Origin of the sequence: Streptomyces sp. CC224B, assembly GCF_030010595.1 — a bacterium.
Classification (GTDB): Bacteria; Actinomycetota; Actinomycetes; order Streptomycetales; family Streptomycetaceae; genus Streptomyces; species Streptomyces longispororuber.
Genome location: NZ_JASCXL010000011.1, coordinates 1 through 16872, shown reverse-complemented (window position 1 = coordinate 16872; position 16872 = coordinate 1). Strand labels below are relative to the sequence as shown.

The 16872-nt window shown below is 72.3% G+C and carries 13 protein-coding genes; 10 read left to right on the top strand and 3 right to left on the bottom strand.

Features of this window, described 5'->3' with window-relative positions; all coding sequences use genetic code 11:
* Window positions 1–163 precede the first annotated feature (163 nt).
* Window positions 164–619: a metallopeptidase family protein gene (locus tag QK440_RS06650; protein WP_282792040.1), complete on the bottom strand. Its 456-nt coding sequence runs from the start codon at window positions 617–619 to the stop codon at window positions 164–166.
* A 262-nt stretch (window positions 620–881) separates the two neighbouring features.
* Between QK440_RS06650 and QK440_RS06645 the strand changes: the two genes are divergently transcribed.
* The 7 genes from QK440_RS06645 to QK440_RS06615 all read left to right on the top strand — a co-directional run bounded on the left by QK440_RS06645 (window position 882) and on the right by QK440_RS06615 (window position 9153).
* On the top strand, window positions 882–1307 hold the full coding sequence (locus tag QK440_RS06645) for a DUF3499 domain-containing protein (RefSeq protein WP_190138409.1): 426 nt from the start codon (window positions 882–884) through the stop codon (window positions 1305–1307).
* 351 nt (window positions 1308–1658) lie between these two features.
* The gene (locus QK440_RS06640) at window positions 1659–3275 is read left to right on the top strand and encodes an L-lactate permease (RefSeq protein ID WP_282792039.1); all 1617 of its coding nucleotides are present in this window, start codon (window positions 1659–1661) and stop codon (window positions 3273–3275) included.
* 311 nt (window positions 3276–3586) lie between these two features.
* Entirely contained in the window at window positions 3587–4951 is a 1365-nt protein-coding gene (locus QK440_RS06635) for a phosphomannomutase/phosphoglucomutase (protein WP_282792125.1), read from the top strand.
* Between the two features lie 277 nt (window positions 4952–5228).
* On the top strand, window positions 5229–5405 hold the full coding sequence (locus QK440_RS06630; protein WP_190138407.1) for a Trm112 family protein: 177 nt from the start codon (window positions 5229–5231) through the stop codon (window positions 5403–5405).
* An 81-nt stretch (window positions 5406–5486) separates the two neighbouring features.
* Window positions 5487–6641, top strand: a complete 1155-nt coding sequence (locus tag QK440_RS06625) for an SIS domain-containing protein (RefSeq protein ID WP_282792038.1) — start codon at window positions 5487–5489, stop codon at window positions 6639–6641.
* 243 nt (window positions 6642–6884) lie between these two features.
* Entirely contained in the window at window positions 6885–8036 is a 1152-nt protein-coding gene (gene manA / locus QK440_RS06620) for a mannose-6-phosphate isomerase, class I (RefSeq protein WP_282792037.1), read from the top strand.
* Between the two features lie 139 nt (window positions 8037–8175).
* Window positions 8176–9153, top strand: a complete 978-nt coding sequence (locus QK440_RS06615; protein WP_282792036.1) for a cation diffusion facilitator family transporter — start codon at window positions 8176–8178, stop codon at window positions 9151–9153.
* 184 nt (window positions 9154–9337) lie between these two features.
* On the opposite strand, the gene QK440_RS06610 is transcribed toward QK440_RS06615, so the two are convergent.
* A complete protein-coding gene (locus QK440_RS06610; RefSeq protein ID WP_282792124.1) occupies window positions 9338–11449 on the bottom strand; it encodes a fructose-specific PTS transporter subunit EIIC in 2112 nt (703 codons plus the stop codon).
* Window positions 11450–11897: 448 nt separating this feature from the next.
* On the opposite strand from QK440_RS06610, the gene ahcY reads away from it, so the two are divergent.
* Together ahcY and QK440_RS06600 are read left to right on the top strand one after the other, a co-directional pair.
* Entirely contained in the window at window positions 11898–13355 is a 1458-nt protein-coding gene (gene ahcY, locus QK440_RS06605; protein ID WP_282792035.1) for an adenosylhomocysteinase, read from the top strand.
* A gap of 355 nt (window positions 13356–13710) precedes the next feature.
* Complete coding sequence (locus QK440_RS06600; RefSeq protein WP_282792034.1) at window positions 13711–14325, top strand: hypothetical protein; 615 nt, start codon at window positions 13711–13713, stop codon at window positions 14323–14325.
* Window positions 14326–14340: 15 nt separating this feature from the next.
* On the opposite strand, the gene QK440_RS06595 is transcribed toward QK440_RS06600, so the two are convergent.
* On the bottom strand, window positions 14341–15303 hold the full coding sequence (locus tag QK440_RS06595; RefSeq protein ID WP_282792033.1) for an RDD family protein: 963 nt from the start codon (window positions 15301–15303) through the stop codon (window positions 14341–14343).
* 124 nt (window positions 15304–15427) lie between these two features.
* Here QK440_RS06595 and QK440_RS06590 point away from each other — a divergent pair, with 124 nt between their 5' ends.
* Window positions 15428–16435 (top strand): stage II sporulation protein M, encoded by a 1008-nt coding sequence (locus QK440_RS06590; RefSeq protein WP_282792032.1) that lies wholly within the window; start codon window positions 15428–15430, stop codon window positions 16433–16435.
* Window positions 16436–16872 lie beyond the last annotated feature (437 nt).

The following is a 16872-nucleotide window of genomic DNA, read 5'->3' as shown; positions in this document are numbered from 1 at the left end:
GGACCCGGGGAACGGCGTGGCAGTGCTGACGGGCCGGGTGGTCCCGCGCGGGTGGCGGCTGAGGGTTCCGTGCGGGTGGGGCGAGCGGTCCAGCCTGCGGGGGACCGAGGCGGCACCCCTGTGGGGCGGTCGAGCGGGCCCGCCCTGTGAGGCGGCCGGGAGGTCAGTCCTCCCCGTACCGCGGGTCCACTGACTCCGGCGACAGCCCCAGCAGCTCCGCCACCTGCTCGACCACCACTTCGTGGACGAGGGCGGCCCGCTCGTCCCGCCCCTTGGTCCGGATCTCGACCGGCCGCCGGTAGACGACGACCCGCGCCGGCCGGCCCTCGGACGCGGTCACCGTGCCGCCGAGCGGCACGCCCTCCCCGCTCCACTCGCCGTCGGCGGCGCCCCCGACGGTCGGCGGCACCTCGAGGACCAGGAAGTCGATGTCGCTGAGCTGCGGCCAGCGCCGTTCGAGGCGCTCCACGGAGTCCTGCACGAGGTCGGTGAAGGCCTCGGCGCGGCTCGCGGAGAGGGGGACCTGGGGCGGCGCCACGGGGCCGCGCATGCCCCGGCCGTGGCGGTCCCGGCGGCGGGGCCTCGGCTCGGCGGAGGGGGGCTGTACGGGGTCGTCCATCACTGACGAAGCGTAGTCCCCGAGATCGCCCTTTCCGCACGGAGCACGGCATGTCGCTTCCTGACCATTCCAGCCAAGCTTGAGCTCGATTGTGTATCTCTCCGGGACCGTCGATCTCGCCCCGATTGGCAGTATTTGCTCCGGGTCGCGACCGGGTCCAACACCTCAGGCCCCGCTGGCCTCTTGTGTCGCCGCAGGTCAGAGCGGCGCTTTCCGGACACCCTGTGGGCGGGATCACAGCACGACACGGGGGAGTGACCTGGTGGAGAGTCGTCGCGGCCCGCTCAAGAGTGCGGTACCGTCCAACGTCGTGAGCCCTGTACGTCGCTGTTCGCGCACCGCTTGCGGCCGACCCGCCGTCGCGACGCTGACGTACGTCTACGCCGACTCGACCGCGGTCCTCGGCCCCCTCGCCACCTACGCCGAACCCCACTGCTACGACCTGTGCGCCGAGCACTCCGAGCGCCTGACCGCGCCGCGCGGCTGGGAGGTCGTCCGGCTCGCCGACGGCTCGGGCCCGGCCCGCCCCAGCGGCGACGACCTGGAAGCGCTGGCCAACGCCGTACGGGAGGCGGCCCGGCCGCAGGAACGTGCCGCGGAGGCGGGCGGAAGCGGTGCGCGCGGGGCGGACCCCATGGAGGTCGCCCGCCGCGGTCACCTGCGGGTACTGCGTTCACCGGAGTCCTGAGCCGGCACGCGGGACGCGTACGCCTGGCGTTGCTGGACGCACCCGGCACGGCGTGCCCGGTGAGGGCCGCCCGGCAAGGCCCGCCCGGTGAGGGCCCCTCAGTAAGGCGTACCGGCGAGGCGCGCTCGGCACGGCGTACCCGGCGACACGCACCCGGCACAGCGGTACAGGGCGAGACATCGGTGCCCTAGGTGGCCCGCATGGACACCGCCCCTCTCCGTGGACACGCGTTGTTCACCGCTGAACGACCAGTCCCCCACGCCCCATTGACGCTCCGTTCGCGCGGACCTGACCATGCCCCCACCGTGATCCCTCACTCGCGCGAGGCCGCGGCACCCCGGGGAGGCCCGCATGTTCGTCCAGGAACTGGAGCCCGTAGCCGACTCGCTCGGCCTGTCCGCACTCGTCGCGACCCTGCCCCTGCTGACCGTCCTGGTCCTCCTCGGCGGCGTCCGCATGCGGGCGCACCTGGCCGGGCTCATCGGCCTCGGCGTCGCCGTCGCGGTCGCCTGGCTCGCGTTCGGCATGCCCCTCGGCCAGACCGCCTCCAGCGCCGCACAGGGTGCCGCCTTCGGGCTTTTCCCCATCCTGTGGATCGTCGTCAACGCCCTGTGGGTGTACCGCATGACCGTCCGCACCCGGCACTTCGACGTCCTGCGCCGCTCCTTCGGCCGCCTCTCCGACGACCCGCGCGTCCAGGCGCTGGTCATCGCCTTCTGCTTCGGCGCGCTGCTCGAAGCGCTCGCCGGGTTCGGCGCGCCCGTCGCGATCAGCGCGGTGATGCTCGTCGCCCTCGGCTTCGACCCGGTCCGGGCCGCGGTCGTCGCCCTCGTCGCCAACACCGCGCCCGTGGCCTTCGGCGCCATGGGCACGCCCGTGGTGACGCTCGCCCAGGTCACCGGCATCCCCCTGGACACCGTCGCCTCCGTGGTCGGCCGCCAGACGCCGCTGCTCGCGCTGGTCGTGCCGCTGCTCCTGGTCGCCCTGGTGGACGGGCGCCGCGGCCTGCGCGAGACCTGGCTGCCCGCGACGGCGTGCGGCTTCGCGTTCGCCGTCGCACAGTTCGCGGCCTCCAACTACGTCTCCGCGCAACTGGCGGACATCGCCGCCGCCTTGGCCGGCGCGGGCGCGCTCGTGGCCGTGCCGCAGGCGCGCAGGCCCGCCGCCGAGCCCGTTCGGGCCGCTGTCCTGACCGGCGCCCGCAGCGAGGACCTCGACCACGACGACCCGCGCGCGGACGTGCTGCGCGCCTACGCCCCGTACGCCCTGATCGTCGCGGTCTTCTCCGTGGCCCAGATCCCCGCCGTCAAGGACGTCCTGGCCGAGGCCACCCGCACCGTCGACTGGCCGTTCCTGGACGTCGCCGACCCCACGGGCGACCCGGTCGGCGGCAACGTCTTCTCGCTGCCCCTGGTGGCCACCGGCGGCACGCTCGTGCTGCTCGCCGGCTGCGGGACGGCGGCGATCCTCGGCGTGCACGCGCGCGTGGCGGCACGGGAGTGGGCGGCGACCGTCCACGAGCTGCGGTACGCGATCCTCACGGTGACGAGCGTCCTCGCCCTCGCGTACGTCATGAACCTCTCCGGGCAGGCCGCCACCATCGGGCACTTCGTGGCCGACGCGGGCGCGGGCCTGGCCTTCCTGTCCCCGGTGCTCGGCTGGTTCGGCGTCGCCGTGACCGGCTCGGACACCTCCGCGAACGCACTGTTCGGCGCCCTCCAGGTGACCGCGGCCGAGCAGTCGGGGCTGTCGCCCGAACTGCTCGCCGCCGCCAACAGCTCGGGCGGCGTGCTCGGCAAGATGATCTCCCCGCAGAACCTGACCATCGCCTGCGCGGCCGTCGGCCTCGCGGGCAAGGAGGGCGACCTGCTCCGCAAGGTGCTGCCCTGGAGCCTCGGACTGCTGCTCCTGATGTGCCTGATCGTGGTGGGTCAGAGCACGGCGGCGCTCGGCTGGATGCTGCCCTGATGAGCCTCGTGGAAGCGGGAGTGATGACGTCGAGCGAATCCGAAGGATCCGACGCATGCGGGCGCCCGGCGAACTTCATGGGTCAGACGTGACGAACGGGGCAGAAGGCCCCTGACGGGGCCGACAGACGGGCGGGCCGGACGTCAACCTCGAACACGATCCCGAGCCTGCCCCTGATCTGCCCCTGACCGACCCGGACGCGACCCTGATCTGTCACTCCATCACCACCGCCCGTCAGCGGTTGGAGGTAGTTTGGGGACCGCCGGGCGAAGGTGCGGCATGGAGTGCAGAACGTCGAGGAAGGGCTGACCGTGGCTGCTGATCTGTCTCAGATCGTGAAGGCGTACGACGTGCGCGGGGTGGTCCCGGACCAGTGGGACGAGCACCTCGCCGAGCTGTTCGGCGCCGCCTTCGCACGTGTGACGGGTGCGACCGCGATCGTCGTCGGCCATGACATGCGGCCCTCGTCGCCCGGCCTCGCCGGCGCCTTCGCGCGCGGCGCGGCCGCCCTCGGCGTGGACGTCACCGAGATCGGCCTGTGCTCCACGGACCAGCTCTACTACGCCTCGGGCGCGCTGGACCTGCCCGGCGCGATGTTCACCGCCTCCCACAATCCGGCGCAGTACAACGGCATCAAGATGTGCCGCGCGGGCGCCGCCCCGGTCGGCCAGGACACCGGCCTCGCCGACATCCGCGCGCTCGTCGAGTCCTGGGCGGAGACGGGCGCCCCGGAGCCCGCCGCCACCCCGGGCACCCGCACGCAGCGCGACACCCTCAAGGACTACGCGGCCCACCTGCACTCCCTGGTGGACCTGAGGGCCATCCGCCCCCTGAAGGTCGTCGTCGACGCGGGCAACGGCATGGGCGGCCACACCGTCCCCACCGTCTTCGAAGGCCTGCCGCTCACGCTCGTACCGATGTACTTCGAGCTGGACGGCACGTTCCCGAACCACGAGGCGAACCCCCTGGACCCGGCGAACATCGTGGACCTCCAGCAGCGCGTCCGCGAGGAAGGCGCCGACCTGGGTATCGCCTTCGACGGCGACGCGGACCGCTGCTTCGTGGTCGACGAGAACGGCGACCCGGTCTCCCCGTCGGCGATCACCGCCCTGGTGGCCGGCCGCGAGCTCGCCAAGCACGGCGGCTCGGGCACGGTCATCCACAACCTGATCACGTCCTGGTCGGTCCCCGAGGTCGTGCGCGAGTGCGGCGGCACCCCGGTGCGCACCCGCGTGGGGCACTCCTTCATCAAGGAGGAGATGGCCAAGACCGGCGCGATCTTCGGCGGCGAGCACTCCGCGCACTACTACTTCCGCGACTTCTGGAACGCGGACACGGGCATGCTGGCCGCGCTCCACGTCCTCGCCGCCCTCGCCGGCCAGGAGGGCCCGCTGTCCGGCCTGGTGGAGCAGTACGACCGCTACGTCGGCTCGGGCGAGATCAACTCCACGGTGACCGACCAGAAGTCCCGCCTCGCCGCGGTCAAGGCCGCGTACGAGGGACAGGACGGCGTCACCCTCGACGAGTTGGACGGCCTGACCGTCACATCGGCCGACTGGTGGTTCAACGTCCGCCCCTCGAACACGGAGCCGCTGCTCCGCCTGAACGCCGAGGCCCGCGACGCCCAGACCATGGAGAAGGTCCGCGACGCGGCCCTGGCCATCATCAGGGCCTGACCCGGCGAGCGCGGGGCGACCGACACCGCCCGGCGTGTGTGGGCAGGCGCTCCGCGGGGCGGAACGGATGGGCACGAACGCCCCCGCCGGCCCGCGCCGAGAAGCCCGTCGGCCGCACGGAGACCCCACCCGCCCGCGCCCGTAACCGAACAGCACACCAGAACAAGGCAGAGAGGCAGGGGGCAAGGGGGCGAAGCCCCCGCCCCGGCCCCGCCCGAGGCCCCCAGGCCAGCGATAGGCTGGGCGGACCTCACCGACCACCGAAGGGACCCGCCCCATGCCGCTCGAAGCCGGCCTCCTGGAGATCCTCGCCTGCCCGGCCTGCCACGCCCCCCTCAAGGAGACGGACACCGAGCTGGTCTGCACCGCCGAGGGCACCGACTGCGGTCTCGCCTACCCGGTCCGCGACGGCATCCCCGTCCTCCTGGTCGACGAGGCCCGCCGCCCCGAGTAAGGATCAGACGCGGGCGAGGCGCGCGTTCCCACGTACGCCCAGCCGCATACCCGCCGTGCCCGGTGATCGGAGGCCGCCCCCATGCTCGACGAGTCACTTCTTGACGCCCCCGACGACCTCGTCCGTGCCGACCGGCACGAGCTGCTGCGCGGCGCCGCCGAAGCCGGTGCCCGCGTACGGACGGCGATCCGGCACGCCACGGAGGCCGGGGTCACGGAACTGAAGCCGGACGGCCGCCCCCGCGCCGTCCTCCTCGCGGGCCCCGGCACCGCGGCCACCGGCGTCGCCGACCTCCTGGACGCGCTCGTGGGCACCAGTTCCCCCGTCGTCCGGCTCGCCCCCACGGGCGTGGCCCCCGCCGCGGGCGCCCTGCGCTGGGCCCTGCCCGGCTGGGTCGGCTCGGTGGACCTGCTGCTCATCGCCACGCCGGACGGTTCCGAGCCGGGCCTGTCCCTCCTCGCCGAGCAGGCCTACCGCCGCGGCTGCACCGTCGTCGCGGTGGCACCGGCCCGCTCCCCGCTCACGGAGAGCGTCCGCGGTGCCCACGGCCTCGCCGTCCCGATGGCCCTGCCGCCGCAGCCCGCCGGCGACGCCGCCGACGGGGCCGAGGCCCCCGCCGCCGCACCCGGCACCCTGTGGGCCCTGCTCACCCCGCTCCTCGTCCTGCTCGACCGCGCCGGCCTGCTCACCGCCCCCACCGAGACGCTGCAGAAGGTCGCCGACCGCCTCGACGCCGTCGCGGAGCGGTGCGGTCCCGCCGTCGCGACGTACAGCAACCCCGCGAAGACCCTCGCCGCCGAGCTGTCCGAGGCGCTGCCGCTGATCTGGGCGGAGGGCCCGACCGCGGGCCCGGTCGGCCGGCGGTTCGCGGCCACCCTCGCCGAGCTGGCCGGGCACCCGGCGCTCGCCGCCGAGCTCCCCGAAGCCCTGCCCGCGCACGCCGCCCTGCTCGGGCAGGGGCCCGCCGGCGGTGCCGACGGCGACGACTTCTTCCGCGACCGCGTCGAGGACGCGGCCCCGCTGCGGCCCCGCGCCGTCCTGCTGCGCGACCGCCCCGCCGACGCCGGCGGCCTCACCGCCGCCCCCGCGGCCCGTGAGCTGGCCCAGAGCCACGACGTCGCCCTCAGCGAACTCCACCCGGACGACGGCGACGACCTGGAGCGCCTCGCCGAGCTGATCGCCGTCACGGATTTCACCGCCGTTTACCTGGCGGTCGCCTCCGGAGGCCGACCATGACCCCGGTCCTCGGCACCGGCGCCGTCACGCCCGGCACGGCCACGCCCGGGGCCGCACCCGTGCGCGCACGCGGGCAGGCACCCGTACGCGGGCAGGCCCGCACGCGCGGCCGGGCCCGCGCCCGCAGACACGTATCCGCCCCGGCACCCGCACCCGTAGGACCCACGCTCGACAGACACCGCGTACGCGCGCGGAGAGATCCCCTCGTACGCGTCCCCGCAAGCCCGTAAGGGAGACCTCTCCGTGGACCGCCTCACCAACACCATCCGCCCCTACGCCTGGGGCTCCACCACCGCCCTCGCGGGCCTCCTCGGCGTCGAGCCGACCGGTGAGCCCGAGGCCGAGATGTGGATGGGCGCCCACCCGGGAGCGCCCTCGCGCACCGAGCGCGGGCCGCTCGACGAGGTGATCGACGAGGACCCGCGCCGCGAGCTGGGCCCGCGCACCGTCGACAAGTTCGGCCCCCGCCTGCCGTTCCTCCTGAAGATCCTCGCCGCGGGCGTCCCGCTCTCCGTCCAGGTGCACCCGAACCGGGAGCAGGCCAGGGAGGGCTACGAGGACGAGGAGGCCCGCGGCATCCCGCTCGACGCTCCCCACCGCAACTACAAGGACGCCAACCACAAGCCCGAACTCATCTGCGCGCTCACGCCCTTCGACGGCCTGTGCGGCTTCCGCGCGCCCGCCGAGGCCGCAGGACTGCTCGACGGCCTCGGCGTCGACTCGCTCAAGCCGTACGTCGACCTGCTGCGCGCCCAGCCCGAGGACGCCGCCCTGCGCGAGGTCCTCACGGCCGTGCTCACCGCCGACCGCGGCGAGATGGCCAAGACCGTCGCCGAAGCCGCGGCCGCCGCCGAGCGCCTCGGCGGCCCCTACGCCCCGTACGCCGACGCGGCCCGCCACTTCCCCGGCGACCCCGGCGTCATCGCGGCCATGCTGCTCCACCACGTCCGCCTCAAGCCCGGCGAGGCCCTCTACCTCGGCGCCGGAGTCCCGCACGCCTACCTGAACGGCATGGGCGTCGAGATCATGGCCAACTCCGACAACGTCCTGCGCTGCGGCCTCACGCCCAAGCACGTCGACGTGCCCGAGCTCCTGCGGGTCGTGCGCTTCGAGGCGGGCGAGCCCGGCGTGCTGCGCCCCGAGGCCTCGCCCGACGGCGAGGAGGTCTACGAGACGCCCACCGACGAGTTCCGCCTCTCCCGTTTCGTCCTGCCCGGGAGCGACACCCGGCACGACCTCACCGCCGAGACCCCGCAGATCCTGCTCTGCACGGCGGGAACAGTCCGCGTCGGCGACCTCTCCCTGACACCCGGTCGGTCCGCGTTCGTCCCCGCGGGTGAAAAGACCGGCGTATCCGGCAGCGGCACCCTTTTCCGCGCCACTGTGGTGGCCTGAACCACCCCACGCACCACGTGCTGCAACAATGACCCACCGCACCGGCCGCCCCCCTGGGCGCGCGGCCGGCACGGAACGACGTACGTACGCGGGCCGTGCGGCAGGCATGGCAGGCAATCGAAGGGACAGACGGGCACACATGAGTGCGTCAGGCGGAACAAAGGCGATCGTGGCGGCGCTCGCCGCCAACCTCGCGATCGCGGTGGCGAAGTTCGTGGCGTTCCTCTTCAGCGGCTCGTCCTCGATGCTCGCCGAGAGCGTCCACTCGCTGGCCGACTCCGGCAACCAGGGACTGCTGCTGCTCGGAGGGAAGAAGGCCCAGCGCGAAGCCACCCCCCAGCATCCCTTCGGCTACGGACGCGAGCGCTACATCTACGCGTTCCTGGTCTCCATCGTGCTCTTCTCCGTCGGCGGCATGTTCGCCCTCTACGAGGGCTACGAGAAGATCAAGGACCCGCACGAGATCGAGCACTGGTACTGGCCGGTCGGCGTCCTGGTGTTCGCCATCATCGCCGAGTCCTTCTCCTTCCGGACGGCCATCAAGGAGTCCAACACCCTGCGCGGCTCGCTCTCCTGGAAGGAGTTCGTCCGCCGGGCCAAGGCGCCCGAGCTGCCCGTCGTGCTCCTGGAGGACCTCGGCGCCCTCGTCGGCCTGGTCCTCGCGCTCGGCGGCGTCGGCCTGGCGCTCGCCACCGGCGACGGCGTCTGGGACGGCGTCGGCACGCTGTGCATCGGCGTGCTGCTGATCCTCATCGCGATCGTCCTCGCCGCCGAGACCAAGTCGCTGCTGCTGGGCGAGGCCGCGGGCATCGAAGAGGTCGCGAAGATCGAGAAGGCCCTCGTCGACGACGACACCGTCACCCGCGTCATCCACATGCGCACGCTCCACCTCGGCCCGGAGGAGCTGCTGGTCGCCGCCAAGATCGCCGTCCGGCACGACGACACCGCCCGCGAGATCTCCGACGCGATCAACGCCGCCGAGGACCGCATCCGCGCCGCCGTGCCGATCGCCCGCGTCATCTACCTGGAGCCGGACATATACAGCGAGGCAGCGGCCGCCGCGGGCCCGAGCCCGACGAAGACCCCGGGCGGCCCGGCACCGGAGCCCGGCCACTGACGCAGGCCCTGGTGCCGCGGGCTAGCGCCCCGCAGGACGGGACGGGCCCGACGCCCGGCGCGATGCAGCCGACGAGGGCACGAACGCGGCGCGGTCAACAGGGCAACGAACTGACGAGGGGCCCGCACCACACAGGTGCGGGCCCCTCCGCCATGCCGGGGCGGCATGCGCCGAACGGAGCGGCTCACTCCACCTCGCGCAGCACTTCCAGGACCGCCGCCTCGTCCCCCGCGGCCACCAGCCGCTCCCGGAACCCGACATCCATCAGCTTCCGCGAGAGCAGGGCCAAAATCCGCAGATGCTCATCGCCGGCGGCGGCCTCCGGTACGGAGATCATGAAGATCAGCCTGGCCCGCGTACCGTCCAGCGATCCCCACTCGACGCCCTCGGCCGACCGCGCGAAGCCGACGACCGGCGCGGTCACGGCGTCGGTCTTGGCGTGCGGGACGGCGATCTCCTCACCGAGCCCCGTGGTCCCCTGCGCCTCACGTGCGAGCGCGGTCCGCACCAGCTCCGCCACGTCCGCGACCTTGCCCGTACGCGCCAACAGCTCCGCCATCTCGCGGATCGCGGCCTCCTTGTCCCCGGCCTCGAGCCGCACCTTCACGGTCTGCTCGGTGAGGTACCCGGAGAGCACCTCGGGGGCTTCCGCGGGCGCGTCGGAGGCAGCCGCCGCGGCTTCCCAGGGGCTCTCGGGCGCACGCGGAGGCTCGGCACCGGCCGAGGCGGCGTCAGCCGAGGTGGCACCGGCCGAGGCGGCACCGGCCGAAGCCTCCGACGCGGGCGGCGCGGCGGCGGGCACGGCCGCAGCGACAGCGACCTCGACCCCGCTCGCTTCCCCGAGCGCCGCACCACCACGGCGCTTCCGCTCGCTCAGGTCCACCAGGGACACGGTGGCGAGCGCGGTCACGACCGTTCCGGCGGCCACGGCCACGAAGAACATCGGTACGCCGCCGACCGCGCCGAGCACCGCCACGATCGGGCCGCCGTGCGGCACCGCGTCCTCCACACTCGCCAGGCCCGCGACGGCACCGGCCACCGCGCCGCCGAGCATGTTCGCCGGAATCACCTGCGCGGGCCGGGCCGCAGCAAACGGAATTGCTCCTTCCGAAATGCCGAACAGCCCCATGAACAGTGCCGCGAGCCCCGTCTCCCGCTCCTGATCGGTGTAGAGCCGCTTGCGGACCAGCGTCGCGAGCCCTTGCCCGAGCGGCATCACGGGGATCGCCGCCGCGCACATGCCCATGACGGTCTGGTTGCCGGTGGCGATGAGCCCCGCACCGAACAGGAACGCCGTCTTGTTGACCGGACCGCCCATGTCGAAGGCGATCATCAGCCCCAGGATCGCGCCGAGCAGGATCGCGCTCGTGCCCGTCATCCCGCCGAGCCAGTCCGTCAGGTGCTCGAAGACCCACGAGATCGGCTTGCCGACGACGTAGATGAAGAACAGCCCGAGCGCGCTCGTCGCCAGGATCGGGATCACGATGATCGGCATGATCGGCTGGACGAACTTCGGGACCTTGACCTGCTTGATCCCGCGCACCAGATAACCGGCCAGGAAACCGGTCACGATCGCCCCGATGAACCCGGCCCCCGCCTCCGAGTCGTAGAGCTCACCGGTGTTGGCGATCCACCCGCCGATCATGCCCGGCACCAGCGCGGGCCGGTCCCCGATGGCGTACGCGATGTACCCGGACAGGATCGGCACCATGAGCGTGAACCCGATGACGCCGATCTGGTTCACGTGCATCCAGAACGAACCGTCCGGGATGACGAGCCCGCCCTTGGGGTCGGTGTGCCCGCCCAGCGACAGCGATATCGCGATCAGCAGACCGCCGACCACGACGAACGGAATCATGTACGAGACACCGTTCATCAGCGCCTTGTACACGACGCTCCGCTCCCGGCCGCCGCTGCCGCCCGCGGCCCCTGGCGCGCCGCCACCTCCGTCGCCGCCGTCCGCGGCCGTCTGCGTGCCCTGGTCCCCGGCGCCCTGTACGGGCGCACTCCGGACCTGCTCGATCAGGTGCTCGGGCCGGCTGATGCCCTCGGCCACCCCGACGGACAGCACGCGCTTGCCCGCGAACCGGCTGCGGTCGACGTCCTTGTCGGCGGCGATGATGACGCCGTCAGCGCCTCTGACATCGTTGTCAGAGAGCACGTTCTCGGCCCCGATGGACCCCTGTGTCTCCACCTTGATGTCGACGCCGAGGCGCTCGGCGGCCTGCTGGAGCTTCTCCGCCGCCATGTACGTGTGGGCGATGCCGGTCGGGCAGGCGGTCACCGCGAGCAGCATCGGCCGCTTCCGCGGCTGCTGCCCGCCGACGCCTGCCGAGGGCTCGGCCGGACTGGTCACGTGGTTCTCCTCACGCCGTGGCCAAAGATCGCGCATATGTTCCCGATCTCCAGGCATCCTGCAACAGGGAGGCACAGGATCAAAAAAGCAAAGGTCCCAGTTCATCGGACATCGCGGCCTTTGTCTCTTCGTCGCTTGGACGTCGCCGCGGGCGCGATCCGGCCACGAGGCTGGCGCCGGGCGCCCTTGTGGCTCACTGCGCCGATCGGTGTAGATTCGTGACAGTGCCAGACGTCGCTGCTGATGGCGGTCGGGCGGTCCGCCCCTGGACCGGCCGAGGGAGAGAGGGCCTCCGACGGACTGCGCTGCGCGCGCCGGCGCACCTCCGTGCCCCGACGCCGCAGATCAGCCATGCCCACCCTCGACCCACCACGAGGAGCAGCTCACCATGACGACTGCCGTCAACGGCAAGGACTTCAAGGTCGCCGACCTCTCCCTGGCCGAGTTCGGCCGCAAGGAGATCAGCCTCGCCGAGCACGAGATGCCCGGCCTGATGGCCCTCCGCAAGGAGTACGCCGACGCGCAGCCCCTCAAGGGCGCCCGCGTCACCGGCTCCCTGCACATGACCGTGCAGACCGCCGTGCTCATCGAGACCCTGGCCGCCCTCGGCGCCCAGGTCCGCTGGGCCTCCTGCAACATCTTCTCCACCCAGGACCACGCCGCGGCCGCCATCGCCGTGGGTCCGAACGGCACCCCGGACAACCCCCAGGGCATCCCCGTCTTCGCCTGGAAGGGCGAGACGCTCGAGGAGTACTGGTGGTGCACGGAGCAGGCCCTGACCTGGCCGAACACGCCCACCGGCGGCCCGAACATGATCCTGGACGACGGCGGCGACGCCACCATGCTCGTCCACCTGGGCGTCCAGTACGAGAAGGACGGCAAGGTCCCGGCCGTCGAGACCGCCGAGAACGACGAGCACCGCGTCATCCTCGAGGTCCTGCACCGCACCCTGGGTGAGAACGCCCAGAAGTGGACCCAGCTCGCCTCGGAGATCCGCGGCGTCACCGAGGAGACCACGACCGGCGTCCACCGCCTGTACGAGATGCAGCGCGAGGGCACCCTCCTCTTCCCGGCGATCAACGTGAACGACGCCGTCACCAAGTCGAAGTTCGACAACAAGTACGGCTGCCGCCACTCCCTCGTCGACGGCATCAACCGCGCCACCGACGTCCTCATCGGCGGCAAGACCGCGGTCGTCTGCGGCTACGGCGACGTCGGCAAGGGCTGCGCCGAGTCCCTGCGCGGCCAGGGCGCCCGCGTGATCGTCACCGAGGTCGACCCGATCTGCGCCCTGCAGGCCGCGATGGACGGCTACCAGGTCACCACGCTCGACGAGGTCGTCGACAAGGCCGACATCTTCATCACCACGACCGGCAACAAGGACATCATCATGGCCTCGGACATGGCCAAGATGAAGCACCAGGCGATCGTGGGCAACATCGGCCACTTCGACAACGAGATCGACATGGCCGGCCTCGCGAAGATCCCGGGCATCGTCAAGGACGAGGTCAAGCCGCAGGTCCACACCTGGACCTTCCCCGACGGCAAGAAGATCATCGTCCTCTCCGAGGGCCGCCTGCTGAACCTGGGCAACGCGACGGGCCACCCGTCCTTCGTGATGTCCAACTCGTTCGCGGACCAGACCCTGGCCCAGATCGAGCTGTTCACCAAGCAGGAGGAGTACCCGATCGGCGTCTACGTGCTCCCCAAGCACCTCGACGAGAAGGTCGCCCGCCTGCACCTGGACTCGCTCGGCGTGAAGCTCACGACGCTCCGCCCCGAGCAGGCCGCGTACATCGGCGTCGAGGTCGAGGGCCCGTACAAGCCGGACCACTACCGCTACTGAGCCTCCGCCCGACCGTGGACCCCGGAACGGACCGCCCCGGCGCGGGGCGCCCGGCCCGGACCACGGTCGGCGGCTGCCCGGTCCGACTGCTGCCCGGCACGGCACCCGGCACGGACCAGCGGGCAGGACGACTCCAGCAGGCCCTCGCCACCCCGGCGGGGGCCTGCCGCCGTAGCGGCCCCGACGCCCCACCGCGCGCGGCGGCCCACGGGCGCTCGCCCGAGTGCCGCGAACCCGCCGCCGAATCCGCTCCCGGGACCTGCCGCCCCGCCATCCGCCGCAGGACGCCCCTCAGGTACGCCTCACGTCACGTACGCCCTCGTCACGCACGTCCCCCGACAAGGACCACGCCCTCATGCCCCGCGGCCGCTATTTGCTGTACGACACGCACGATCACACCCCCCTCGGCGAAGAACACTTCCACTGCGCGCCAGGCCCGTCCGGCTGGCGCTACGTCGCCCAGCGCACCACGCCCTCCGGCGACCACGCGGGCTCCGTCGACCTGGCGCTCGACGAACTCGGCCGCCCCATCCGTCTCGAACTCAACGCCGCGGGCTGGCAGGTACGGGCCGCCGCCCTCGACGGCGTCACCTGGGTCCGCACCGACGCCACCGGCGCACATGCCACCGAGAACAACGCCCCTGCTCATGCCTTCACTGGTACGTCCCCCGCCTTCCTCGTCGCCACCGCCCGGCTGCTGCGCCTCGCCCCCGCCGCCCCCGCGACGCGCGTCCGCCTGGTCGCCTTCACCGACCCGGTCCTGGCGCCGCGCACCCTCGACCAGTCCTGGGCCTTGCTCGCAAGAGAAGCACACGCCACTGACAACGGCCCGCTGACCGTGGACGAATACCAGGTCACAGCTCTGGACACGGGCGAGCAGCACGCCGTCCACCTCAGCGGCGACGTCGTCCTCGCCGCCCCCGGCATCGAGCTCGAACACCTCGAGTCGCCGCCGTCGGTCTTCGCCTGACGCGGCCGCGCCCCGTCACGCGGGCGGTACGAAGCCCGTCGCCGGACGCTCCGGCTCCGCGGCGGCGTCCGGAGCGGGCTGGGCGGACGCCGAGGACCGAGGCGCCTCGGCCCCGGTCGCGCCCGGAGCCGCCCACTGACCCGCGGAGTCCTGCGGGGTGTACGAGGTGTGAGGGGTGTACGAGGCCGGAGCGCCACCCCAGGCACCCGGCGCACCACCTTGCAACCCACCGCCGCCGAAGGCCCGCTGCGCCTCCCGCGTCTGCCGTTCGTGCACGACGGCGGCCAGGAACGCAGCCGGAGGAACGCCCTCCGGCGCGGGAGCACCGGTCCGCGCCGCCAGGTCGCTCGCGAGCCGCTCCGCCATGCTCCAACTGACCTGAGGGTCGAGCTGCCCCATCCGTGCCAGGTACTGCCGGATCGCCAGCCACAGCCCGTCGGGCACCCCGGACAGGTCGAGCTCGGAGAACCGCCCCGCCAGCCAGGGCGGCGGCGCCGGCACATACCCGGTCCGTGCCGCGGGCACCCGCTCCCGTACGACCAGCGTTCCGGCGAACACGTCCCCGAGCCGCCGTCCCCGCGCCGACACGAGCGAAGCGACGCAGGCGACCACCCCGAACGTCATCAGGATCTCGACGACCCCGATCGCCCCCCGCACCAGCGCGTGCCGGAACCTGATCGGCCCGCCGTCGTCCCGTACGACCCGCAGACCGCAGGCGAGCTTGCCCAGCGACCGCCCGTGGCTGAGTGTCTCCACGGCGATGGGCACGCCCACCAGCACCAGGACGAAGGTCGCGACGGCGACGGCGGCGGCTGCCGCGTCGTCGAGGGACGCCGTCGCGGCGAGCAGCCCCAGCGTCACGGCGAGATAAACCGACCAGGCCACGACCATGTCGATCAGGAGGGCCAGCACCCGGCTCGGCAGCTTCGCGGGACGCAGCTCCAGCGCCACCGCCTCGCCCGTCACAAGCTCACTCACGCCCGCCGTCCTTCCCGTCTCTGCCCCCGGAACCGCCAGTCTGCCAAGCTGAAGAGTGATCGCGCCGCAGTAGGACCAGTACGAGAGTGCGAGCAGTACGAGAAGCCGAGGAGCAGCCAACCCGATGGACCTCGACGTCTTCGTGTCGGCCCACCGAGCCGAGTGGGACCGCCTCGACGCCCTGCTGCGCCGCCGGCGCCGCCTCACCGGCCCCGAGGTCGACGAGCTCGTCACCCTCTACCAGCGCACCGCCACACACCTCTCCCTGATCCAGTCCAGCGCCCCGGACCCGCAGCTCACCGGACGCCTCACACAACTGGTGGCCCGCGCGCGGAGTGCCGTGACCGGCACACGCCGAGCCTCTTGGAGAGACGTCACACGCTTCCTGGCGCACGGTTTCCCCGCCGCGGTCTACCGTTCCCGCCACTGGTGGGTACCCACGGCCCTGTTGTCCGTCCTCCTGGCGGCCGTCATCGGCTGGTGGGTCGGTACCCACCCCGAGGTCCAGTCCTCGATCGCGGCCCCTTCGGAGCTGCGCGACATGACGCGCCCCGGAGGCGAGTACGAGACCTACTACTCCAGCCACCCGGCGACGTCGTTCGCCGCCCAGGTGTGGACGAACAACGCCCAGGCAGCGGCGATGTGCCTGGTCCTGGGAGCCTTCCTCTGCTTCCCGGTCATCTGGATCCTCTTCCAGAACATGCTCAACGTAGGAGTCGGCATCGGCCTGATGTCCTCCGCGGGCCGCCTGGACACCTTCCTGGGGCTGCTCCTGCCGCACGGACTGCTGGAGCTGACCGCAGTCTTCGTAGCGGCCGGCACCGGCCTGCGCCTCGGCTGGACCCTGATCGACCCCGGCCCGCGCACCCGCCGCGTGGCCATGGCGGCAGAGGGCCGCTCCGCCCTGGGGATGGCCATCGGGCTCGCCCTGGTCCTCCTCGTGTCCGGCGCCATCGAAGGCTTCGTCACCCCTTCCGGCCTGCCGACGTGGGCCCGCATAGCCATCGGAGTCGCCGCCGAACTGCTCTTCCTCGCGTACGTCTACGTCCTCGGCGGCCGGGCAGTCCGTGCGGGCGAGACCGGTGACATCGACGCCTCGGAGCGGAGCGCCGAGGTCCCCGCAGCAGCGTGATGTGCGTACGACCCCGCTGAGCTGCTAGTCTCCTCGTCGCCCCGGAAAAGCCGTTGACACGGCTGGACCTGGGAGGTAGATTCGAACAGTTGCCTAGAGCTGTACAGCTCGAGCGGCGGCAGTGAACATCTGCCTGCTTCTTGAATTTCATTGATCGAGAAGCCGCCCCGACTTTCGGAAACTTGAGCCGGTCAGGCCGGCCGAAGACTTCTGATAAAGTCGGAACCGCCGGAAAGGGAAACGCGAAAGCGAAGCCCCGAAAGGCACCGAGGAAATCGGAACGGACCGGGAAGCCGGAAAGATCTGATAGAGTCGGAAACACGAAATACCGAAGGGAAGCGCCCGGAGGAAAGCCCGAGAGGGTGAGTACAAAGGAAGCGTCCGTTCCTTGAGAACTCAACAGCGTGCCAAAAGTCAACGCCAGATATGTTGATACC